Here is a 23060-nt window from a genome sequence, read left to right as displayed (position 1 = left end):
TCATGAGCCTTCTGACCATCCAAGACCTCACCGTTGAATTCCCGACCCGTCGCCAGTTGTTCACGGCGGTGGATCACGCCAGTCTTTCCGTCGAACCTGGTGAAATCCACGGGCTCGTGGGCGAATCCGGGGCCGGTAAATCCACCATCGGTGCCGCCGTTATGGGCCTGCTGGAGCGCCCAGGACGCATTGCAAGCGGGCAGATCAAGCTGGGTGGTGACCAGATTAGTGGTATCGATGCCGAGGCGATGCGCAGTCTGCGTGGCAAGAAGATCTCAATGATCTTTCAGGACCCGCTGACCTCGTTGAACCCGCTGTTTACGGTGCGCGAGCAACTGGTTGAAACCATTCAAGCGCATCTGGGCGGGTCCGAGGCTGAAGCAACCAAACGCGCGCGCGACCTGATTGACCGCGTGGGCATTCCCGATCCGGATACCCGGTTGGACCAATACCCGCACCAGTTCTCGGGCGGGATGCGGCAGCGCGTGGTGATTGCGCTTGCCTTGTGCACTGAACCGGATGTGATTATCGCGGATGAGCCCACGACTGCGCTGGATGTCTCGGTCCAGGCGCAGATTCTGGACCTGATCAAGGAACTGGCGCAAGAACGTCAGGTTGGGGTCATCCTGATCACCCATGATATGGGCGTGATCGCTGATACGACCGACCGGGTAACCGTGATGTATGCGGGCAAGGTGGTCGAAAGCGGTACGACCGCGCAGGTGATGGGGCAGCCACAGCACGAATACACCAAGTCCCTGATTGCCGCCGTGCCGCGCCCGACATTGAAGCTGCACCGTTTCCCCCAAATCAGCTATGGTGGTCGTGAGACGCGCTTTGCCATCGAGGATATGGCGCGTCACTGGCCCAAGGTGGACAACGACACCAGCAAGCCGGTTTTTGAGATCCGCAACCTGACCAAGAAGTTCCTTCAACAGCGCGGGTTGCTGCCGTGGGATCGGACCTATTTTACAGCCGTAGATAATGTCAGCTTTGATATTCAGGCCGGAGAGGTGTTCGGCGTGGTCGGCGAGTCCGGTTCGGGCAAGTCCACCGTCGCGCGGATGATCGCGGGGCTTTATCCGGTAGATGGCGGCACTATCGACTTTCAGGGCCAGCGGGTCAGCGACCTGAGTAATCGTGCGGTTCAGGACGAATACCGCAAGAATATCCAGATGATCTTTCAGGATCCGTATTCCTCTCTCAACCCTCGGATGCGGGTGGATGAGATCGTGGCCGAGCCGATCCGCCATCACCGGCTGATGGACGGCGCGGACATCAAACGACGCGTGGATGAGCTGCTGGATCAGGTGGGGCTTGGGCACGAGGCCGGTCAGAAATACCCGCATGAGTTTTCGGGGGGGCAACGCCAACGTATCTCGATCGCCCGCGCGCTGGCCACACAGCCCCGTTTCCTGATCTGCGATGAGCCGACCAGCGCGCTGGATGTCTCGATCCAGGCACAGATTCTGAATATCTTGAAGGATCTGCAGGAGCATCTCGGTCTGACGATGCTGTTTATCAGCCACGACCTGCCAGTGGTGCGCCAGATGTGCGACCGGGTGGCCGTGATGAAGCAGGGCCAGATGGTCGAGATTCAGGAAACCAGCGACTTGTTCGCCAGCCCGCAAACCGATTACGCGCGCGAGCTGCTGCGGTTGATGCCCAAGCTGGACGACCTCTCAACCGACGGTCTGGGCGCGCGCGAGGGCTAGAGGCGACAACGAAGTCAGATTGGCTTCCAACCTCTTAGGTGCTCTTGACACTCGGATGGCCGTATCTCAGACGTCAACTGCCCTAAGGTGATGCCATCAACTTATTATGGCCTGCCGACGGCAGCCGAGCCTCGATCAAAGCCACCTAGACACTTTCTCGGTGATCGAAAGTATCGGTGCGGTTGTGTATGCGTTTTTCAACCGATGTTCGCGGCCACATTTGCCAGAACAAACGATCTGGGCAATCAACAGACAACCCAGACCTCGTTAAGATTCACCACGAAACGGGTGTGGACCTCAACCGACGACACCAATACCCAAGCCAATCTCATGCTTCTCGGGGAACGGCATCCAGTTCTTGTTGATCCAGCGGGGATATCCGGGATCCACATTCCACCCCGCAGAGGGATTGATGCGAATGTACTGGGTGCCCCGGAACGCATAGATCCGTTGGTTCGTTTCGCTCCAAAGGATGGCTTCGATACCCTGGTTGAAATGAGAGGGCCAGCCCGGCCAGTTGCCCGCAATGGGTTTTGGATAACCGTCATCGACTTGCCATCCGTTGTTCGGATCAATCCGCAGGTATTGGTTGCCCTTAAAGAAATAAACTTTGTCGTTGGGCACACTCTCCAGAACGGCGTCAACGCTGTTTGCAAATGTCCCGTCAACTCCGGGCCAGTTGCCTGCTATGGGCTTGGGATAGTCCGCGTCCACGCGCCAGCCGTTTGAAGGATTGATCCGGATATACTGATCATCCTTGAAGAAATAGACCCTGTGGTTTTTGCGCGTGTAGGTCGCAGCGTCGAGGTCATAGAAAGACTCGGGAACGCCCGGCCAGTTGCCCACGCAGTTCCCGTCCATCTGCTTCGGATAGTCCGTGTCCAGATCGAAGCCAGTATAGCGCGCATAGTAACCCTTTGAGAACATGTAGATCTTGTCGTTGGGGAAGCTGTAGAAACCAGCACCTAGCCCCGTCAGGAATGCACGCCAGCCAAGATGGGCATGTGTAAAATCGCAAGCCTGGCTAGGGGCACCCGAACGCATGACACAAGACACCAATGGATCTGCACAATTGGCGCAGTTGCCATTGACGTCTTTGATAAAGCGCCCGTGTATCGAGGTGCAATTACAACCTGACGATCCGTATTCATCTGGCGCACCGAATATGTGTCCCGTCTCATGTGCAAAAACGCGGTCAATCGACGTCCAGTCAAGGAACGATATCGCGCCCGGGGTTCCCCCCTTTCGCATCATCACGCGTTTGCCGCCGGCATATGCGGCCCAAACGGCTGGGAACTTCGTGAAGAATGCAACATAGCCATATTGAGCTCCGGCACCATTCTGGAAGAAGTCTGATATCTGGTTGATACCGTCCCCACCCGGATCGAAGCCGAGCTGGGTTAAGGCCGGATCGCGCCACAGCGCTTCGGCTTCGCCTGCGCTCAATCCGATTGGCTTGGGATATCCATCATCGACTTGCCAGCCGTTTGAAGGGTCAATCCGCACATACCGTCCGACGATCCTGGCCCAGCCTGTGTTGTCGTCCGTGAAAAGATAGATCTTTCCATTGGGCTCACCCCACAGCGCTGCGGCTGGTCCTTTGCCCGAACCGGTAAAGACCTCATCAAGACCCGGCCAGTTTCCGGCGACCGGTTTGGGATAACCGGCATCCATGTTCCAACCATTCGCGGGATCAATGCGCACATACTTTGGTGGCTCGCCCGGATATTTCTTGAAGAAATAAACCTTGTCATTCGCTTTCGCATAAAGACACGAGTCAAACCCTGCGGCAAACTCTGCATCGAGTCCGGGCCAGTTCCCGGCAATCGGCTTGGGATAACCCGAGTCTACTTGCCAGCCATTTGAGGGATCGATGCGGATATACTCATCGCCTTTGAATACATAGATTTTGTCGTTGGGATCACTCCACAGCGCGGCGCTGATACCTGAGGTGAAATTGGCGGGCCAGCCTGGCCAGTTGCCTGCGATCGGTTTGGGATAACCCGAGTCCACTTGCCAGCCATTTGCTGGGTCGATGCGAATGTACTGGCTGCCCTTGAAGCAATAAATCTTGTCATTCGGATCGGACCACAGCAGGGCGTCGGGGCCACGATACCAGGTTTCGGGCCAGCCCGGCCAACGGGCACCCTCCCACGGTACATAGCCAGAGATATTGACGTTGAGATGGCCGTAAATCCATTCGATATTGGCAGCCGGCTCATTGGATGCCAGATCTTCAAGACCTTCCTGCACCTCTGCCGCGATATGAACGCGCTCCTCATCGGTGATGCGATATTCATCGGTGTTTCCGACATAGACGATGCCAACCGAAACGGTGTTGATCAGACGCTCGTTTGCCATGGCTCAATCCTCCTCCATGCAAGGAGCGGAATAGATCTCCTGTTCTTCCGGAGATTCACCCGGCGTTTGACTGGCCTTCATTTCGCGGTATTTTTTTGATTGCCGCAACTGCAGCGCCTTGAGGAAAAGCAGTTCTTGCCCATCGTCTTCGCCAGCAACTTCCGGGGAGACCTTGTCGGGAGAGAGCAATTCGGTTCCCGGTGGCAGGCGATCTTTCAGACCTTTTTCGTCATCAGGAACACCAACGATCATGAAGCGGCTGCCGCTATCATGGACAACTCTAATCCCAAGCTGTTTGAGTCTGGATTTCAACAGGCGACGGTCAGCGCGTTTTTCAGCGCAAATCACCATATTCGACATGATTATTCTCCTGCAGTTTAAATAAATTGAATTCAAAATCAATAAATTAGCCGCTGTTCCATACAACAGCCAGTGCCGCGGAAAAGCGGTCAGACGATCAAATCAGATCTGAAACATGCGCCACCAACAGTGGCTTGCAGACGCAAGTCTGGGTGTCATCAGGCACACCTTACTCAACCCTAGTATACACGAATTTGCCTTCAAATTCACCAGAATCGAGTTTTCTGAGCTCCTTAGGAGACAACGGACAAAGGGCGCGATCAAACTAACTGATCTGACACCAGAAATTGTCGATGACGTTGACGGCGAAATATCGCCTGCGGTGCCTGTCAATTGAGAGTGGCATGCAGTCTGGTGCGATTTATGTAGAGGGCGCAGGCATTCGCCCCACTATTTCTCAGTTGAGGGCAATAGCAGTTTGCAGCTTGCTGGTAAGCAAGCTCTCAACTCGGTTGCAAACGCCAGTGATTTGGCATGACCTAAGTGTTGCGCCATCCCCGCCACCCAAAAAGGTTGAAGCCTGCAAACAACAGGGCCGCGACACAGACTATCGAAGGACCCGCCGGTGTATCAAAGACGTATGCGGCCCTTAATCCGGCAACGGCGGAAAATGCGCCGATTGCCGCAGCAATCAAGGCCATTGCCTCGGGTGAGCGTGCCAGGCTGCGTGCCGCCGCCGCCGGAATGATCAGCAACGCTGCAATAAGCAAAACGCCGACGACCTTGATCGCAACCGCCACGGTGACGGCGAGAGACAACGTCAGGATCAATCGCTCACGCTTTGGATCAAAGCCACTGGCGTATGCGAGCTCTTCATTTAACGTTGCCGTAAGAAGTTGAGACCAGCGCCAGGTGATAAGGGCGACAACAAGCGCTGCACCGCCCCAGATCACAACCAGATCCGAGCGTGACACTGCAAGAATGTCGCCAAAGAGATACGCCATAAGATCGATGCGCACACCAGACAGGAAGGAGACCGCTACGAGCCCGAACGCAAGCGAGGAATGCGCAAGGACCCCCAGCAGTGTGTCGATCGCATAACCACGGCCAGCCAAAAGCGTTACCGCCAGCGCCATGACAAGTGCCGCCGCCAGCGCACCCGCAAAGATCGACATCTGGAATGTAAGCGACAATGCGACACCAAGGATCGCAGCGTGTGCTGTAGCATCACCAAAATACGCCATCCGGCGCCATACGACAAAACATCCAAGCGGTGCGGCAGCGAATGCGACGCCGATACCAGCCAGCGTCGCGCGGGTCATAAAGTCATCGAACATTATTCTGCTGCTTCCTGAGAGTGTTCGCAGTGGTCGTGATCATGGTCATGATCATGACGATAGAGGGCCAGTGCACCCCCGGTTCCAGATCCGAACAGCGCCCGATATTCTGGGGCCGAGGCCACAACAGCAGGGGAGCCTTCACAACAGACATGACCATTGAGGCAAATCACCCGGTCCGAAGCACTCATGACAACATGCAGTTCGTGACTGACCATCAAAATGGCACAACCCGTATCACGCCTCACCTCTTCGATCTGACGGTAAAACGCCGCTGATCCGGGCTGGTCGAGCCCCTGCGTCGCCTCGTCCAGCAGCAACACATCAGGTCGGTTAATCAAGGCGCGGCCTAGCAATACACGCTGAAACTGTCCACCGGACAATTGCGACATCTGGCGCTTTAAAAGATCAGGGACGCCTGCGGAATTGAGCGCCTCTTGGCACTGTTTGCGAGAGACGTGAGTTGTCAGACGCATAAATCTCTCGACCGAGATTGGCAGCGTTGGATCGATATGAAGTTTTTGCGGCACATACCCGATTTTCAACCCAGGTTTCCGCGAAACCTTACCCACCGAGGGTTCGGTGGCACCGATGACAGCGCGCAGCAGACTGGTTTTACCCGAGCCATTCGGACCGACGATCGTTACGATCTCTCCGGGTTCGATTACCATATCCACGTGACGAAGCACGGTGTTCGCGCCATAGCGCACGCTGAGGTTTTCAACTGTGATCAGGCTCATTTCTACGCCTTTTGGGTGCAGTCGGGGCAGATTCCCTCAGCTTCTACAACTGTGCGTTCGATCTCGAAACCCGCCGCGCGTGCTGCAGCGCCCAATGCTCCCTTCGCGGGCGCAGATTGTGCTTCGGCGACGGCATCGCATTTTCTGCAGATCATGAAAGCAGGCGAATGCGTCGCGCCTGGATGAGAGCAGGCGACAAATGCGTTCAAACGTTCAACCTTGTGAACGAACCCGTTCTGGACAAGAAAATCGAGCGCGCGATACGCCACGGGCGGTTGCGATCCAAAGCCTTCATCGCGCAGGCGATCCAGAATTGCATAAGCTCCAAGCGCGCGGTGTTCCTGCAACAGCATCTCAAGAACTTTGCGCCGAACCGGGGTCAGGCGCAGCCCTTCTTCCTTGCATCGAGTTTCCGCTGTGGTCAGTGCGGTCTCAACGCAATTTTTGTGGTCATGTTCCTGGAACCCGACCGGAGCCGTATCTTCGGTCGAAACAGGGTGCGTCTCACTTGTCATGTTATTCCATATCATGTATGCCGCTCTTAATGTTATAAAATCACACAGAGGGTCTGATGTCCAGAAAGCTTCTTTCACTATCGATCACAACCGCATTGATGGGCGGGACGGCCATGGCAGAGGTGCCCAACGTTGCAGTAGATATTGCGCCGGTGCACTCGCTGGTCGCCCGGGTCATGGAAGGTGTCGGAGCGCCCGATCTGATCATGCAGCCTGGTGCCTCTCCGCATGAATACAATCTGCGACCTTCGGAAGCTGCCGCCTTGCAAGAGGCTGATATCGTTTTCTGGATTGGTGAAGACCTGACCCCATGGATGGAAGGCGCGTTGGAAACACTTGCCGACGGCGCGACTGTTACATCTCTGCTTGAGGCGGACGGCACCGTACTTCTCGATTTCCGCGAGAACGCATTGTTCGAGGCACACGAAGACCACGATGACCATGGGCATGACGAGCACGCCGAACAAGAGGAACATGATGACCACGATCGTGACGATCATGGTGATGAGCATGCTGAAGGCGAAGAGCATGACGAGCACGAAAATGAACATGCCGACGAGCACGAAGATCACGCGGAACATGATGGCGATGATCATGATGGTCATGCACACGGCGAAAATGACCCGCACGCTTGGCTGTCCCCTGCAAACGCTGAAATCTGGTTGAACGTGATTGCATCACAACTGTCGTCGACAGATCCTGACAACGCCGGTACCTACTTTGCCAACGCCGCAGCTGCGCGGGAGGAAATGGCGGCTCTGTCTGCCGAGATCACCGCAACACTTGAACCGGTTCGTGGTAGCAACTTTATCGTTTTCCACGACGCTTATCAGTATTTTGAAGATGCGTTTGACTTCCCGGCCGCGGGTGCAATCTCAATCGCCGACGCTTCGGACCCAAGCCCGGCCCGTATCGCAGAGATTCAGACCCGTCTTAGGGATGAAGGTATCGACTGCGTTTTGGCCGAACCGCAGTTCAACCCCGGAATTGTTTCAACCGTTCTGGAAGGAACCGAAGCCAATACCGGTGTCATTGACCCGCTTGGTTCTGACCTCGAACCCGGAGCATCACTCTACCCACAGGTCATCCGCAATATGGCCCAGACATTGGCCGATTGCCTGTAACTTCTGGCCCGGCGGTGTCTGAATAATCCGCCGGGCCGCATACCATTAGAGGCATCATGGGATCCCAGCGTTCAAGTGCTGGTTACTATAGAAGCGCGAAGCCCCGCTACTCGGCGGCTATTGCCTGTGCCTCGTCGACATGCTCATTAAATTTTGTCCACTTCAGGTCACCGCGATAGCGCCAGGTCAACTTGCCCTCCTCATCCATAGCAATCAGGTGAAGCCAGCCATTGTCGAACAGTTCACGCACGCCGGGATGACGAGCCAGAATGTCTGACATCGCCTCTCGCGGGGCTTCGATTATGACAGACAGGCGCAGCGGATCGTGTTGGTATGCAGCGCCATCGTGGACGGACTGCCAAGGTAACCCAGGACGCGGAGAGCCTGTGTTGCCCTCTAGAACTCCGATACCGCCAACTACGTTGTGCAGCAGTTTGTTACCACCTCCGAACAGGTTCGGGGCAACGGTCGAGCCATAATACTGCAAGCTGATCCAGCTGGCGACGACAACCGGTGCGGTCATTATCAACTCCAGCACATTGAATTCATCATCCCTTCGCCAATCGTAGTTGTGCAGGAACGCTTTGCCGGACAGATCCACTCCATCCGTGCGGTTCCGCGGAGCTGCGACAAAGGCACGGCATCCTGCAAGGCCCCATTCCGGACGAGTCTCGGCCCAGTCTCGTGCCCGCTTTAGAATTCTGTCGGCGCCATCAGCACGGGGCAGACGGTGCATCCGCTCTGCACGGGCGAGGTTTCCCGCTGCATCCAGCCATGTTTTCAAAAGCGCGAGTTTGTCGGTCGGTACTCCAGCAGGCAGGTCCAGTTCGTACACCAAAACCTCATCTGTGGTTGTGTTATGTAGCGCCGGCAGAAAGACGGTGTCAGAAGGGATGTCGACGCCATGGTCACGCAGACCAAGCTTCACGTCAGGCTCGTTCAATAGTGCCGCCAGAAGACGGGCATTCACATCCCCGGCATAGCCACCGCATGCACCGCACTGTAACGCACTTTGATGCGGGTTGTTGGTAACGTCGGCGCCATGACCGGCCAGCATCACAATCGGTGCGAAGCCCTTTGTAAGCGACATCGCCGACAACACGGATTTCGCCAGTTCAACCCGAGTTTTCAAGTCGATGGATGGGTCCAGCTGTGGTGCCGGGTCAGCTTTCGCTTTACTCCCCAAACCTAGCGAGTCTCGTATCAGTTTTCCGGCATAGAGGGGGCCGGTTGCTTCGACGAAGGCAAATGACGAGACGGCGGCCAATTTGAACCGTCCCCAGGCGCGTTTGGCCCGAGCGGTATAGCGACGGCTTAGATCAGCTTTCTCTGACTCCGCCGCGCAGGATGACATGCCAGCTTGTAAAAGAACCGGACCGCGTAGTTCGGTCACATCAGAACCTGCCGCTTTGTGTGCGCTAGCAAGGCCGAAGAACCCAGCGAACCCAATCGTTTTTATCTTGGCATCCTGCGCTTCAAAGGCCCGACGAAAAACCTCTGAGCGGACATCGATGCAAAAGGCCGCCTGCACCTCGGGGCGGCCCTGTGCATTACGTGGTTTCCCACCAAGCAGAGTTTTTGCAAGCAGGCGCTGCTGTGCCCGCTCGGATGCATCCTGCAGCACAGTGTCGATCACAAGTTCTTTCGACGGCGTGACCAGGGTTCGGTGTGCTGCAATAACTTCAGCCCAACGCCCGGCAATCTGTTCTTCGTAGAAATTAAATAACGCCTCGTCGAAGACCATACGTACAGCCAGCAGCTCGGTCACCGTGCTGTCACTCGCACCTTCAAGTTCAGCTTGCCACAGGAAATAACGCCCGTACTGAGCCCATCCGCCGAGCGTCATCAGCCAGCGGTGAAAAGCGGTCTTCGCGGCACCCATATCAACGCTAAGCCGTTCCGAAGCCCGGCCGATGGCGCGCCAGTGCGAGCGATTTGTATCGGTCACGAAAGCGCAGAAACCGGACAACCCATGGATCTCGGGCGTCAGATCCCGCGATGCAAATTCACGCCATGAATGAAAGGTACCCCGCGTGTTGGACTGCGGCCAGTACGCTTGGCCCTGATCAAAATGACTGGCCGCCCATGCGCCGATGCGGTCGTCAATCAAACCCGGCCAATCGAAACCCGAGACTTCCGCTGCCAGCTCAGCAACTGTCGGCAAGGCTTGGGCGTCATCTGTCTCGACCTCCAGAGCTTCCCAAATGTCCTGCAATTTGGGTGCATTGAATTGATCCTCGACCGCAGTGACGGCATCACTCAGATCCGTCTTGGTGATGTCACCAGCCTTCAGCAGCGCAGCCCAATGTGACCGTTGAGGCATTATGCGGGCGCCACCCGTCCGTGCCAGGCGCGCGGCAGCGACGGCCAGTGGTTCGCCTGTCTGACCCAAGAAGGGATTCACCGCTACATTTGCCGACAGTGGGAAAAGCGGTGGGATTGCTTTTGCGGCATCGTTGGCTTCGGTCACAAGTTCCAGCAGCGCGGCGGGGTAAACTTCGAGTTTTGCAAACATGGACTCTGTTCCTTTCAGGCTACTGACCGCCTGGACCAACTGTCCAGAAGCTTGTCGAAAACCGCATTGGCATAAAGGCCGTTGGTTAGGTGGACGCGAAGGCCGGCAGCAGTTGGATGCATGGCCCATAACGGGAAGGTGGCTTGGGCAACGGCGACGCCGCCAAAACTTACAAGCGCCAGTATGATAAGCGCCCATTCCAGCGGGCCGGGGTAGGGGGGCTGCGGCAATGTACCAGCTGTCAGGTGCTGTACGATGGCTTGCAGCAGGAAGTAACTGACTGAGGTGACAAGGGCGAAAACGGCGGTGCGTTGCATCAGTTCGCGCGGGGCCGAGTCTGCAAATCCTTGCGCCAGCAAGTAGGCGACACCAAAGATCAGGATTACACCAAGGGCGATGATCTGGATCGACTTGCCGTCAAATCCGATGATCGTACCGACAAGGCCATAGATCACGATTGCAAAGATGAACGCCTGCAAAACGTTCCGTGCACTTGGCACTGCAGTCGGTCCCGGGCGACGGATCGCAGCGACGTTGCGCACAGCCTCACCGGAACTCAGGAAGGCATGCGCCTTGTAGAGCGAATGCGCCACGATATGCAGCAGAGCCAGCGGGAACAGCGCAAGGCCGCATTGCAAGACCATGAAACCCATCTGCGCAATGGTCGACCACGCGAGCGAAGTTTTGACCGCCGACTGGGTCAGCATAACCAATCCGCCAAACAGCGCGGTAAACCCGCCCAGCATAACAAGTAGCGCCATCACCCCCGGGGCAAGTAGCATGACATCTGCAAACCGGATCAGCAGGAACCCACCAGCGTTGATAACACCTGCGTGTAGAAGTGCGGAGACTGGCGTCGGAGCCTCCATCACCTCGGTCAGCCAACCGTGTAGCGGGAATTGCGCAGATGCCAAGACGGCCGCGATGGCAATCAAAAGCGCCGCGGTCATTGACATCCAATTCGCCTCAACCATCGCAAGGATGGTTTCGATATCGCTTGTCCCGGTCGCGGCAATCAAGAGAATGAAAGCCGCTACCAATGTGCCTTCGCTTAGACGTGCAACAACGGCTTTCTTACGTGCTGCACGTCGCGCTGTCTTGCGTTCGGGATAAAACAACAGCAGCCGTTTCAGTAGCAGGCTGATTGCCATCCACGCTGCAAAAAGCTGAAAGAGATTGCCCGACATGACCAAAAGCAGAACTGCGGCCAAGGTCGCTGCCATCCAGCTTGTGAACGCGCCCTGATGCTGTTCCCCGTCCATATATGTCTTGGAATAGCGCAGCACGATCCAGCCAATAAAGCTGACAAGCACGAGCATGATCGAACTCACCGCGTCAAGGCGTATGGACAAACCGAACCCCATGAACCCGATCAGAGCAGATGTGCCGGGACCTTTTACAACCAGCAACGCAGCAGTCAGAGTCGCAATTGCAAAGGCCACAAATGCGGCCACCTCTGTTAGTATCGGCACCGTCCCGGGCCGCTTCCCCGGATGTTGTGCTGCGTGAATTGCAGCCGCAATCAGCACCAGAGGGCTGAGCAGGGGCAAAAAAAGATAAATCATGATCGCGTTCCTTCAGTTCTCGAGGCCAGAAGCCGTTGAGACTGACTAGGGCAGCTATTCTAACAATAAAAATTCATTGTTATTTTAATATCGTTCGATATTTTAGAACGTAATGCCATTGAATTATCATCATCTCCGGTATTTTTGGGCTGTCGCCCATGACGGGAATCTGACCCGAACTGCGCAGCGGTTAAACCTGTCGCAGTCAGCGCTTTCGGTTCAAATCAAGCAACTGGAAGAACGCCTTGACCATGCGCTGTTCGAGCGTCGCGGACGGCAGTTACATCTGACCGAGGCTGGCCGTATCGCACTGGATCATGCAGATGCAATTTTCTCGACTGGGCAGGAACTTGTCGCAACGTTGAGTAGCACCGTGCAGGACCGGAAAGCCCTGCGTGTCGGTGCGCTTGCAACCTTGTCGCGCAATTTTCAGGTCGGGTTTCTCAGGCCCATTCTCTCGCGCATCGACGTCGAAGTTATCCTGCGCTCTGGCAGCCCGACCGAATTGCTCGAGGGGTTGGAAACGTTGAACCTGGACATGGTCCTGATGAACCGCCCACCGCCGGACGACAGTCTGACACCCTATGAAACACACCATATCGGAGAACAAGCTGTCAGCATCGTCGGAACCCCGGAGCGACTGAAACAGGACCGCCCGATCAAAGAGCTACTGAGCAATCAGCCCTTCATTTTGCCGACAACCGACAGCAGCGTGCGCACTGCATTCGATGCAATGGCCAGCCGCCTGTCCGTCCGGCCTCAGATCGCTGCAGAAGTAGATGACATGGCGATGATGCGCCTGTTAGCGCGCGAGGATATCGGGCTTGCTCTGGTCGCACCAATCGTGGTGACGGATGAGCTCAATTCAGGTCGCCTCAAGGAGGCCACCGACCATCCGCGCATCAAGGAAACCTTTTACGCCATAACATTAAGGCGCCGGTTTCCGAACCCCTTGGTCCAGGACCTTCTGGAACAGAATTCTGTGTCTTCTTTTCTGGCCTGAGAGCGCAGAATAACACAGGAACGTCTTGGTATTTTCATCAATTGTCGTGGCTTGAGAAGGCGTGATTTCCCAAGTGTCTTCCTAGTCGCAACACATTTCGTCGTGCATCTTGCCGAGTTCCTGAGCCGTTGTCCTCAATGTCGGGCTCAATACTGCGCTCTAAACACTTTGCCGCAATGCAACTGCCGTTCATCATTCATGCGAACCAACAAAGCCAATAACGCCTATCTAACCCAGAAACCGTCATTCCGATGGAGCGTAGATCAGCCCTTCACTAACATTCAAACTGTGCTGTGTAGACGGGGTTGATCACTAAAAAACCCTCTTGCACATCCAAACCCTCGGGTATAGATCACCCGCCACGGTCGGAGTGTAGCTCAGCCTGGTAGAGCACTGTCTTCGGGAGGCAGGGGTCGGAGGTTCGAATCCTCTCACTCCGACCAAATCAACTGCTTGATGTGTAACGCATCTTCGTCAGTTCTAGGTTACAGCACGCACCGAAGTGCATATGTCTGTCACTCTCTCGTCAATCGCATCCTCGCGTTGCCCGTTCTACGGAGCAAGCAGTATGGCAACCATTAGGAAGCGTGGAATCAAGTGGCAGTGCATCGTTAGACGTAACGACAGGACGGCTAGCAAATCATACGGTAAACGCAGCGACGCAGTGAGGTGGGGCAATACAGTCGAAGCAGACAGGCCGATGATGGAACGGTTGATGCGTGACGGTGCATTGAACGGCTGGAGCGGTGATGCGCAGCGCCTGTTCGACGAGATCAGCAACCGACCGGAGTGGGCGCACGAGCAAGCCGCTGCAGGCTTGGCTCAGTTGGTGCAGCTCGGACTGATTGCGCTGCCAGAGAGTGACGTGCCAGTGGTGCACCCAGCGCACTTCGGTCAGATGCCAGCCGGGATGGTCAGTAGTGCGGCGCAAACGATGGACACGAACGCAGAGCGGTCTACGCTTCTAAACGACGATGGGACTATCGAAGGGACGAAGATCGAGAACGCTCCGGAACCCGGTACTACACAAGGTAGCAAGCGGAAGAAGCCGCGCTCACTGTCGAAGAACCAGCGTCTGTAACGCCGTGTTGAAGAACGTGATCTTCGCATCGCAACACTGATTGCAGACAACGAGGCGAAGAACGCTCGTATCGCAGAGCTGGAACTGATGTTGATTGAGGTTGCGCCAGACATCGATGCAAGGCGGTTCAGCGACATCGAACTAGAAGCGCTGCCAGCGAGAGAGAATCGCGAGAAGGTGCAGAGATGACCAAGAGCAGCAAGGCAGAAGTAAACCGCAGGAACCGCCACAGCAACGAGCCAGCACCGGACGCCGTGATCAGACTGTCAGACGCAGTAGCGTTGCGTGCGTTCACAGAGTTATCGGACAACGCGACGGTGTTCCTGAACGGGATGTTGAAGGTTACAATCCGAACCGGGAAGTCAGATGCCTGTCTGGCAGAGGCATCGGCGGTGACGAAGTTGTCCCGATCAATTGCTGTTGATGCGGTTCGTGAGTTACAAGATTGCGGTTTTACTCAGGTGTTCCGGGCTGTAGCGAGCATAGACGGGCGCGGTGATCCGCGAGTCTGAGTGGCTGAGAAACTGGGCTATCTCCTCCTTCGGAATGCCTGCCTCGGCCATATGGGCAGCGGCCGCGTGCTGGAGCACGTGAGGCGAGACATCAAGCAACCCAGCAGCGACCGCCGTCGCTTTGAAGCTCTTCTTGATGGGCTTCACCGGGCCACCTGCCCATTCAATTACATAGTCGGAAAACGCGGCCTTTGGCGCCTCCACAAGCGCAGCGCGCAAGCTCGCAGTCATAGGAACAATAGCGTCCCCCTTTCTCTACCCTTCACCCCTACGAAGGTTGATCTGACCTCGCTCAGGCGCTCGTTGGTTGTTAGGTCTTCCTCATGGTCAGACATGAAATTCACCACCTCCCGAAAGTCGCGTTGATCGCTGCGTGTAACCTGCTGATTATCCTGGGATCGGTATTGTTTGAGGCCTCACGGATCGCCTGGAGCCAGCCAATTTCGTTTCTATTAACGGGTTCGCCAAATACTTCCACAACCGCCTCAGCTGCTGCCCGGCCAATCGCCTGTTCCAGCGCAAACTGCATGTCTTCTCTTTAGCGATACTAAGGTTGGGGATGTGCGGAAGGAAACGCGGGATGTTCAACATCTTTATTTTTTGTTGAACATCAGGCATGCTCAACAAAAATTGAATCTGTTGAACACAGCGGGGATAAAGATGTTCACGCACCACTCATCCATAGCGCATGCTGCCTATCACGACCTTCTGCGGTCCTTGCAGGACGATGCTGTTTCGGACATCCGGGGCATCCCCACGCGTGTCGAACGAAACGGTAGGACCTACTGGTATGACACTTACCGTATCGGCTCTGATGTCAAGAAGCGCTACATCGGTGAGGACAGCGAAGACTTGCAGGGAAGGTTGGAGCAGCACAAGGCTTTGAAGGCTCGCCAGGAAGAGCGACGCCGTAGCCGGACACGCCTCGTGCGGCTTCTCAGAGCTGAAGGTTTTCTGGGCTTGGATGCGGCGACAGGCAGCATGCTTTCGGCGATGGCGGCGTCCGGTGTATTTCGTCTCGGAGGCACCATTGTGGGCACCCATGCCTTTCGCCTCTACGAAGGTGCCTTGGGTGTCCGTTTCGACATGGATATGGCGGCTCACACCGATGACATCGACATCGCTAGCTTCTCAAGATTGTCACTGGTGCTGGAGGATGCCGCATTCCCACCACTTGAGAATGTGTTCGGCGATTTTGACTTCGCTCCGCAGCCCAGTCTCAAGGCTGGTCGCACCTGGCGCTGGAAACAGACGCGCGGCGATACACTCGTCGAGTTTCTCACGCCATCCTTCGGTGAGGATGAAAGTGTGCGCGAACTGCCTGCTTTGGGTGTGGATGCACAAGGGCTGCACCATTTGAACTACCTGATCGCAGAACCGATCAAAGCTGCTGTCACTTACCGTAGTGGCGTATTGGTGCAGATCCCGCAGCCCGAGCGTTATGCCATCCACAAGCTGATCGTTGCAGATCGTCGTCTCGGTGAAGAAAGCCTCAAGGCTGAAAAAGATCGGCGTCAGGCAGCGTTCCTGATTGACGTGCTTGCTGAAGATCGGCCCGATGAGTTGCAGGACGCCTACGAAGATGCTCTCTCTCGTGGCCCTAAGTGGCGCTCCCGGATCAAAGCCAGCCTGAGCCGGATGCCAAAGATACAGCGCCTGCTACAAGAACAGTAAGGAGCGCGCGATAGTAGACAGTTCTCCTTGGTTCAATGAACCTGTCGAACCGGGGCAGGACTGGTTGGATTGGTAAAGCTGCCTGAAAATTAGCGCTTCTATGACCTAAAATCAATGGCTTGGCCATCTACACCGATCTTCGGGAGGCAGGGACCGGAGGTTCGAATCCTCTCATTCCGACCAATAAAACAAGGCGCCCACAGGGCCGCCTGCCCATTCCGCTACGTAGTCGGACAAAGCTGCCTTTCGTGCCTCCACGAGGGCAGCACGTAGGCTCGCCTCTACGAAGTTGCCTTGGGTGTCCGTTTCGACATGGGTATGACAGCTCATACCGATGACATCGACATGGCGGATCCTCCGTTTTCCCAAATACAACGCGGACGACTTCAGCGAGGGAGGATCGACGGCAAGCACCTCTTCTACGGTATATTTAGTGGTCCATCGCGCTTCTTCCTCGGTCGGGGCTGTATTACGCACCCCCGGTCTTATGGAAGCGAACCACTGCGGTTGGAAAGGACCATTTGGTGCGAAACAGAGACTAAACAATGTCGATAACAGTAGGTTTCTCTACGACGTTAAGTCAGCGGATCAGTACGATATAGGCGAATTTTGGTGCCGCCATGGTCAACGATCGGTCCCGGTGGCAACATCGGAAGGCGGGTGGCGCGTGCAAGTCCCGGGGTTGTGGTAACGATGCCGACGCGCCAGCCCAGGAAGCGGCTCATTAATACCTTTCCCAATGTGCCATAAAGCGAGCGCAGTCGCTTTTCATCGCCAATTCTGGCCCCGTAAGGAGGATTCACGATCACGAGGCCTTCAGGTCCTTCAGGTGGTTTGATGTCGCTGATCGAGCGGTGTTGAAAACGGGTGACATTGGAGACACCGGCGCGATCTGCGTTGGTAGTTGCGGCCTCAATGGCGCCTGCATTGCGATCAGAGCCGAAATAGATCGACTCCAGTGCGGGTGCTGCCGGATTTTGTCGCAGATCCTGCCAGGTATTCCGGTCAAATGATGCCAGATATTCGAACGCAAAGGTGCGGGTCCGACCGGGATTCAGGCCGAGAGCAATCTCAGCCGCTTCAATCGGGAAGGTGCCAGATCCGCACATGGGGTCTAGAACCGGTTCGGATCCGTCAAACCCGCATTCGCGCAAGAACATTGCGGCCATGGTTTCGCGCATTGGGGCTTTTGCAACGGCGGGTTTATGGCCGCGCTTATGCAGTGGCTCGCCTGAACTGTCGACTGAAAATGTGCAGATATCCTTTTCGATTCGCAGCAGAACCCTTATGGGAGCTTCGGTTGAGATCGGAGCGCCCAGCGTTTCGGATATCGCCCTCTCGACACGCTGACGCGCTGCGCCCGCGTGATAGATGCGGGATTTCCGACTGGTGGCTTCGACTTTGATCGGTACGTTCGGGCGAAAATGTTCTGCCCATGGAAACTTGCGCGCTCGTTTGTCCAGCTGCGCCAGATGAACCGCTGGGAAACTGCCCAGGCGAACCAGAACCTTGTTTGCCCCACGCAGCTGCAGATTTGCGCGCCAGACCTCGGGCCAGTCACCGCGGCATGTCACGCCTCCGGGGGTGATGCGTGCGCCGGCAAAGCCGCGTTCACGAGCTTCGGCGCATAAGGGGGCTTCGAGGCCCGGTGTGGCGACAAGAAATATCTCGAGATCTTCAGTATTTTCCATCTCGGATGCTTACACCGGATGATCTGCGGACGCGACTGGCAAATTCCGCGACGCAATTCGCTGGCATTTTGACGCAATTCCAACGAAAGTGGTGCCTGCATGCCAGTTTCAGCGGTAACAGGTTTGCGTTTCGAGCCACGCTTGCGTAAAGGAGCGTGGATTGAAGTTGCGCCTGCGCGCGCGACCGGTGTCTTGGATGCGTGTCAACGCATCGCGCCCCATTGCCGGGTGCGGACATACCAAAGCAACAGCCCGGATTTCGGGGCGCAGGGAAGAAGGCTTGGAAGAACAGAGCGACATGCAGACTTTCAAACTCAAAAAAGGGCTAAACCTGCCGGTTGAGGGCGCGCCCGAACAGAAAATCCAGCCGGGGCCCGAGTTCTCGTCGGTCGCGGTTCTGGGAGGAGACTATATCGGTCTCAAGCCCAAAATGCTGGTGCAAGAGGGCGATGCGGTCCAACGTGGCACTCCGCTATTCTGTCATAAGGATGCGCCTGATGCGATGATGGTTGCGCCGCTGACCGGCAAGGTCGTGGCGATCAATCGCGGGGCGCGCCGAATATTGCAGAGTGTCGTGATCGAGGTCTCTGATGCCAATGATGGTGGCGTGGATTTCTCGGGCATCGGAGACTCCGAGACCGCCGAAGGTGTCGCGGCCAAGCTGTGCGCCGCCGGGCTGTGGACGTCTTTCCGCACACGCCCCTATTCGAAGATGCCTGAGCCGGGCACCAAGCCCGCTGCGATTTTCGTGACCGCGATGGATAGTGATCCGCTGGCAGGCGATGCGGCATTGATCATTTCAGATGCCGGTGAAGCGTTTGCAGAAGGTCTCGCAGCCGTCTCAAAGCTGACTGAAGGCACGACTTATCTGTGCCAGCAAGAGGGAGCATCGGTTCCCGGAGCAGATTTACCGGGCGTTGAAGCTGCTGCGTTTTCCGGGCCGCACCCCTCGGGTCTGGTGGGAACGCACATTCATTTCCTCGAGCCACTGGCCGGGGACAAGCAGGTTTGGACCGTTGGCTATCAGGACGTGATCGCGATTGGTCGCCTGATGCAGACCGGTCATCTGGACCAGAATATCGTGATTGCGCTGGCAGGGCCGGGGGCACGTCAACCGCGCCTGATCCGCACCGTGATGGGCGCATCGACCGATGACCTGACCCGAGACGAAGTATCTGTCGACGGTACCGCGAGGATTATCTCGGGTTCGATCTTGTCCGGGCGGCATGCTGAAGGGCCGACAGCCTATCTCGGCCGTTTCGCGCGACAGATCAGCATTATTCGTGAAGACCATGATCAAATCCCGATGGGTTGGATTCGTCCGATGCCGTCCAAATACTCGGTACAGCCTGTTTTGGGCTCGGCCTTTGCCAAGAAGCTCTATGCGTTCACCTCGAACCTGAACGGTGGCCGCCGCGCCATGGTGCCGACGGGCGTGTTCGAAGAGCTGATGCCGCAGGATTATCTGCCCACACAATTGCTGCGCGCGCTCTTGGTGATGGATACCGATACCGCGCAGGCACTGGGTGCGTTGGAGTTGGACGAAGAAGATCTGGGCCTTGTGGGCTTTGCCTGCCCGGCAAAATATGAATACGGGCTGGCGCTGCGCGACTGCCTCACCAAGATTGAAAAGGAGGGCTGATCCACATGGGTTTGCGCAGCTTCTTCGATCGGATTGAGCCGAACTTTACCAAAGGCGGCAAGTACGAGAAGTATTTCCCCATCTATGAGATGGTGGAGAGCTTTATCTACACTCCGAAAACCGTCACGACTGTCGCGCCGCATGCGCGCTCTTACGTAGATATGAAGCGGATCATGACCTATGTCGTGATCGCTACGATCCCTTGTATCCTTTGGGGGATGTACAACACCGGCTATCAGGCGAATTCAGCCATTGCCGCGTTGGGACCAGATTCAGCGACCGGCTGGCGGATTGCGATCCTGCAGATGTTCGGGATCTCGCTGAACCCTGACAGCATATTCGCCAATGTGATGCATGGATTGATGTATTTCTTACCGATTTACATCACCACGTTGGTGGCAGGCGGTATCTTCGAGGTCATCTTCGCCACCGTAAGGGGCCATGAGGTGAACGAAGGTTTCCTTGTTACTTCAATGCTTTACACACTGATTATGCCTGCGACCGCGCCTTTGTGGCAGGTTGCATTGGGGATCATATTCGGTGTCGTGATCGGCAAGGAAGTGTTTGGCGGCACAGGTAAAAACTTCCTGAACCCAGCTCTGGTGGGGCGTGCGTTCCTGTACTTCGCCTATCCCGCACAAATGTCGGGAGATTCGGTCTGGACCCCGGTTGATGGCTTCTCCGGCGCGACCGCGTTGGGCATTACTGCGGCTGAGGGCGTTCAGGCGCTGGCGGCTGATGGGATCACCTGGGCCAACGCCTTCTTCGGGCAAATCCAGGGCAGCTTTGGTGAGACATCGACGCTGGCTTGTATGATCGGTCTGGCCTTCCTGCTGACGACCAAGATTGCCAATTATCGCCTGATCGTGGGCTGTCTGGCAGGTACGATCGGCTTCACGCTGCTGCTGAACCTGATCGGATCGGACACCAACCCGATGTTCGCGATGCCCTGGTACTGGCACATCGTTCTTGGGGGCTATGCCTTCGGCTTGGCGTTCATGGTAACCGAGCCCGTCTCGGCCAGCCACACCAACATGGGCCGCTACATCTATGGCGCGCTGATCGGTATCATGGTTGTGATGATCCGCGTCATCAATCCGGCTTTCCCCGAGGGTATGATGCTGGCAATCTTGTTCGGAAACGTTTTTGCGCCGCTGATCGACTATTTCGTCGTCCAGGCCAACATCAAACGGAGGGCGCGTCGCCATGTCTGATACGCAATCCAACGAACCCAAAGGCGCGATCGCCAAATTTCTAGCGGCTTCGCCGGACTCGGTTGGCAAGACGATCTTTATTGCCGTAGCCGTCTGCCTTGTTGCCTCGATGGTCGTGTCCGCCGCTGCGGTCAGCCTGCGCCCGGTGCAGGAAGTCAACCGACTGAAGGATAAACAGGTCAACGTTCTGCAGGTCGCCGGCATCTACGAACCGGGCATTGACGTGACCGAGGCATTCGCCGCCTTTGAACCGCATGTACTGGAACTGTCTACCGGTGATTTCGTAGACGATCAGTTCGACCCGACCACCTTCGATGATATCGCCGCTGCCAGCGATCCAGAACTGAGCGTCGCTCTGGATGACGACCCGGCTGGGATCGGACGCAAGTCTAATTACCGCGTGATCTATCTGCTGCGTGATGATGCAGGCGCACTGGACAAGGTAATCCTGCCGCTTCACGGTTATGGCCTGTGGTCTACGCTCTATGGCTTCATCGCGCTGGAAAACAACGGCAACGATATCTTCGGCCTTCAGTTCTATCAGCACGGCGAGACACCCGGTCTGGGTGCCGAAGTGGACAACCCACGCTGGAAAGCGCTGTGGAACGGCAAGAAGCTGCGTGACGATGCAGGTGATCTGCAGATTACCGTTGCCAAGTCGCAACCTGCTGCAGGCCCCGATTTCTATGTCGACGCGCTGGCAGGTGCCACGCTGACCTCGGTCGGTGTCGATAACCTGGTGAAATTCTGGATGGGCGACGCGGGCTATGCTCCGTTCCTGGCCAAACTGCAAGCAGGAGAGCTCTGATGTCTCAGACCAAGAAAGAGATGCTGGTCGACCCGCTTGTCGACAACAACCCGATCACGCTGCAGGTGCTGGGCATCTGTTCGGCGCTGGCGGTGACCTCGTCACTGCAGGTATCGATGGTGATGGCGCTGGCGGTGATCTTCGTGACCTCGTTCTCGTCCTTCTTCATCTCATGCCTGCGCAATCAGATCCCGGGTTCGATCCGGATCATCGTGCAGATGGTGATCATCGCGTCTTTGGTGATCCTAGTAGACCAGATCCTCAAGGCCTATGCATTTGAAATTTCCAAAACACTGTCGGTCTTCGTCGGCCTGATCATCACCAACTGCATCGTGATGGGCCGCGCCGAGGCCTTTGCGATGAAGAACCCCCCGGTCGCGTCTTTCATCGACGGTATGGGCAACGGAATGGGCTATGGCCTGATCCTGCTGCTGGTCGGCTTCATTCGTGAGCTGTTCGGGGCCGGGTCGCTGTTCGGTGTCACCATTCTGGAGACCGTCAACAATGGTGGCTGGTACGTGCCCAACGGCATGCTGCTGCTGCCCCCGTCGGCGTTCTTCATCATCGGTCTGATCATCTGGGCCTTCCGCACATGGAAGCCGAACCAGGTGGAAGAGCGTGAATACAAAATCCAGCAGGTAGAGGCCCACTGATGGAAGGTCTGATTTCACTGGCCGTAAAGGCCATCTTTGTCGAAAACCTCGCTCTCAGCTTCTTCCTTGGGATGTGTACCTTCATCGCTGTGTCGAAGAAAATCTCGACCGCGCTGGGTCTGGGCATCTCGGTCATGGTGGTGCAGGCCATCACTGTGCCTGCCAACAACCTGCTGCTGAATTACTTGCTGAAACCGGGGGCCCTAGCTTGGGCCGGGTTCCCCGATGTGGACCTGACCTTCCTTGGCCTGATCTCTTATATCGGCGTGATCGCGGCGATGGTTCAGATCCTTGAGATGGTGCTCGATAAGTACTTCCCGCCGCTCTACAACGCGCTGGGTATCTTCCTGCCGCTGATCACGGTGAATTGCGCCATCCTGGGTGGTTCTCTGTTCATGGTCGAGCGGGACTACAACTTTGCTGAGGCGGCGACCTACGGTCTGTCTTCGGGCTTTGGCTGGGCGCTGGCGATCACTGCGATGGCGGGCGTGCGCGAAAAGCTGAAGTACTCTGACATCCCCGACGGTCTGCAGGGGCTCGGCATCACTTTCATTACCGCGGGACTGATGGCTATGGCCTTCATGTCCTTCTCGGGCGTGAAACTGTAAGG

General features: G+C 56.4%; 20 protein-coding genes and 1 tRNA gene. 11 read left to right on the top strand and 10 right to left on the bottom strand.

The genetic code is table 11. The features are described 5' to 3' along the window. Positions 1 to 2: 2 nt before the first annotated feature. On the top strand, positions 3 to 1715 hold the full coding sequence (locus ACR0NF_RS13405) for an ABC transporter ATP-binding protein (RefSeq protein ID WP_480471980.1): 1713 nt from the start codon (positions 3 to 5) through the stop codon (positions 1713 to 1715). 297 nt (positions 1716 to 2012) lie between these two features. Here the strand turns inward: ACR0NF_RS13405 and ACR0NF_RS13400 are convergent, their stop codons facing one another. The 5 genes from ACR0NF_RS13400 to ACR0NF_RS13380 all read right to left on the bottom strand — a co-directional run bounded on the left by ACR0NF_RS13400 (position 2013) and on the right by ACR0NF_RS13380 (position 6968). Beyond that, positions 2013 to 4076, bottom strand: coding sequence for a hemopexin repeat-containing protein (locus ACR0NF_RS13400; RefSeq protein ID WP_480668017.1), 2064 nt, complete (start codon positions 4074 to 4076; stop codon positions 2013 to 2015). 3 nt (positions 4077 to 4079) lie between these two features. After that, a complete protein-coding gene (locus tag ACR0NF_RS13395) occupies positions 4080 to 4436 on the bottom strand; it encodes a hypothetical protein (protein ID WP_480471979.1) in 357 nt (118 codons plus the stop codon). 479 nt (positions 4437 to 4915) lie between these two features. Beyond that, a complete protein-coding gene (locus ACR0NF_RS13390) occupies positions 4916 to 5713 on the bottom strand; it encodes an iron chelate uptake ABC transporter family permease subunit (RefSeq protein WP_480668018.1) in 798 nt (265 codons plus the stop codon). Then, positions 5713 to 6453 (bottom strand): ATP-binding cassette domain-containing protein, encoded by a 741-nt coding sequence (locus ACR0NF_RS13385; RefSeq protein ID WP_480471977.1) that lies wholly within the window; start codon positions 6451 to 6453, stop codon positions 5713 to 5715. Before ACR0NF_RS13385 ends, ACR0NF_RS13390 begins: the two co-directional genes overlap by 1 nt. Before the next feature lie 2 nt (positions 6454 to 6455). Then, entirely contained in the window at positions 6456 to 6968 is a 513-nt protein-coding gene (locus ACR0NF_RS13380) for a Fur family transcriptional regulator (RefSeq protein ID WP_480471976.1), read from the bottom strand. A 56-nt stretch (positions 6969 to 7024) separates the two neighbouring features. Between ACR0NF_RS13380 and ACR0NF_RS13375 the strand changes: the two genes are divergently transcribed. Beyond that, positions 7025 to 8092: a zinc ABC transporter substrate-binding protein gene (locus tag ACR0NF_RS13375; protein WP_480778407.1), complete on the top strand. Its 1068-nt coding sequence runs from the start codon at positions 7025 to 7027 to the stop codon at positions 8090 to 8092. Between the two features lie 106 nt (positions 8093 to 8198). On the opposite strand, the gene ACR0NF_RS13370 is transcribed toward ACR0NF_RS13375, so the two are convergent. Continuing rightward, positions 8199 to 10607 carry a YbcC family protein gene (locus ACR0NF_RS13370; protein ID WP_480778406.1) on the bottom strand — a complete coding sequence of 803 codons (2409 nt, stop codon included), beginning with the start codon at positions 10605 to 10607 and terminating at the stop codon, positions 8199 to 8201. A 14-nt stretch (positions 10608 to 10621) separates the two neighbouring features. Next, on the bottom strand, positions 10622 to 12172 hold the full coding sequence (locus tag ACR0NF_RS13365) for an NADH-quinone oxidoreductase subunit L (RefSeq protein ID WP_480471973.1): 1551 nt from the start codon (positions 12170 to 12172) through the stop codon (positions 10622 to 10624). A 112-nt stretch (positions 12173 to 12284) separates the two neighbouring features. Here ACR0NF_RS13365 and ACR0NF_RS13360 point away from each other — a divergent pair, with 112 nt between their 5' ends. From ACR0NF_RS13360 to ACR0NF_RS13350, 3 genes are all read left to right on the top strand, one after another. Further along, the gene (locus tag ACR0NF_RS13360; protein ID WP_480471972.1) at positions 12285 to 13175 is read left to right on the top strand and encodes a LysR family transcriptional regulator; all 891 of its coding nucleotides are present in this window, start codon (positions 12285 to 12287) and stop codon (positions 13173 to 13175) included. Between the two features lie 366 nt (positions 13176 to 13541). Continuing rightward, positions 13542 to 13618 (top strand) — tRNA-Pro (locus tag ACR0NF_RS13355). A 221-nt stretch (positions 13619 to 13839) separates the two neighbouring features. Beyond that, positions 13840 to 14256 carry a hypothetical protein gene (locus tag ACR0NF_RS13350; RefSeq protein ID WP_480778405.1) on the top strand — a complete coding sequence of 139 codons (417 nt, stop codon included), beginning with the start codon at positions 13840 to 13842 and terminating at the stop codon, positions 14254 to 14256. Positions 14257 to 14693: 437 nt separating this feature from the next. Here ACR0NF_RS13350 and ACR0NF_RS13345 read toward each other — a convergent pair whose 3' ends face one another. Beyond that, entirely contained in the window at positions 14694 to 14999 is a 306-nt protein-coding gene (locus tag ACR0NF_RS13345; RefSeq protein WP_480778404.1) for a tyrosine-type recombinase/integrase, read from the bottom strand. Between the two features lie 429 nt (positions 15000 to 15428). Here ACR0NF_RS13345 and ACR0NF_RS13340 point away from each other — a divergent pair, with 429 nt between their 5' ends. Beyond that, on the top strand, positions 15429 to 16442 hold the full coding sequence (locus tag ACR0NF_RS13340; RefSeq protein ID WP_480472888.1) for a nucleotidyltransferase family protein: 1014 nt from the start codon (positions 15429 to 15431) through the stop codon (positions 16440 to 16442). 171 nt (positions 16443 to 16613) lie between these two features. Here the strand turns inward: ACR0NF_RS13340 and ACR0NF_RS13335 are convergent, their stop codons facing one another. Next, positions 16614 to 16919, bottom strand: coding sequence for a hypothetical protein (locus ACR0NF_RS13335; RefSeq protein ID WP_480778403.1), 306 nt, complete (start codon positions 16917 to 16919; stop codon positions 16614 to 16616). A gap of 98 nt (positions 16920 to 17017) precedes the next feature. After that, positions 17018 to 18133: a THUMP domain-containing class I SAM-dependent RNA methyltransferase gene (locus ACR0NF_RS13330; RefSeq protein WP_480472861.1), complete on the bottom strand. Its 1116-nt coding sequence runs from the start codon at positions 18131 to 18133 to the stop codon at positions 17018 to 17020. A gap of 298 nt (positions 18134 to 18431) precedes the next feature. Here ACR0NF_RS13330 and ACR0NF_RS13325 point away from each other — a divergent pair, with 298 nt between their 5' ends. From ACR0NF_RS13325 to nqrE, 5 genes are read left to right on the top strand one after another with little or no spacing between them, the layout of a single operon-like run. After that, the gene (locus tag ACR0NF_RS13325) at positions 18432 to 19775 is read left to right on the top strand and encodes a Na(+)-translocating NADH-quinone reductase subunit A (RefSeq protein WP_480472859.1); all 1344 of its coding nucleotides are present in this window, start codon (positions 18432 to 18434) and stop codon (positions 19773 to 19775) included. A 5-nt stretch (positions 19776 to 19780) separates the two neighbouring features. Continuing rightward, positions 19781 to 20989 (top strand): NADH:ubiquinone reductase (Na(+)-transporting) subunit B, encoded by a 1209-nt coding sequence (locus ACR0NF_RS13320; protein ID WP_480472857.1) that lies wholly within the window; start codon positions 19781 to 19783, stop codon positions 20987 to 20989. Further along, positions 20982 to 21797 carry a Na(+)-translocating NADH-quinone reductase subunit C gene (locus ACR0NF_RS13315; RefSeq protein ID WP_480778402.1) on the top strand — a complete coding sequence of 272 codons (816 nt, stop codon included), beginning with the start codon at positions 20982 to 20984 and terminating at the stop codon, positions 21795 to 21797. Before ACR0NF_RS13320 ends, ACR0NF_RS13315 begins: the two co-directional genes overlap by 8 nt. Continuing rightward, complete coding sequence (locus ACR0NF_RS13310) at positions 21797 to 22450, top strand: NADH:ubiquinone reductase (Na(+)-transporting) subunit D (RefSeq protein ID WP_152460184.1); 654 nt, start codon at positions 21797 to 21799, stop codon at positions 22448 to 22450. The genes ACR0NF_RS13315 and ACR0NF_RS13310 overlap by 1 nt, the downstream gene beginning before the upstream one ends. Beyond that, positions 22450 to 23058, top strand: coding sequence for an NADH:ubiquinone reductase (Na(+)-transporting) subunit E (gene nqrE, locus ACR0NF_RS13305; protein ID WP_050603817.1), 609 nt, complete (start codon positions 22450 to 22452; stop codon positions 23056 to 23058). The genes ACR0NF_RS13310 and nqrE overlap by 1 nt, the downstream gene beginning before the upstream one ends. The last annotated feature ends 2 nt before the right edge of the window (positions 23059 to 23060 follow it).

This window comes from Ruegeria sp. CF4 (assembly GCF_056537345.1).
The sequence above is the reverse complement of the archived record's forward strand: the minus strand, read 5'-3'. Positions and strand labels throughout refer to the sequence as shown.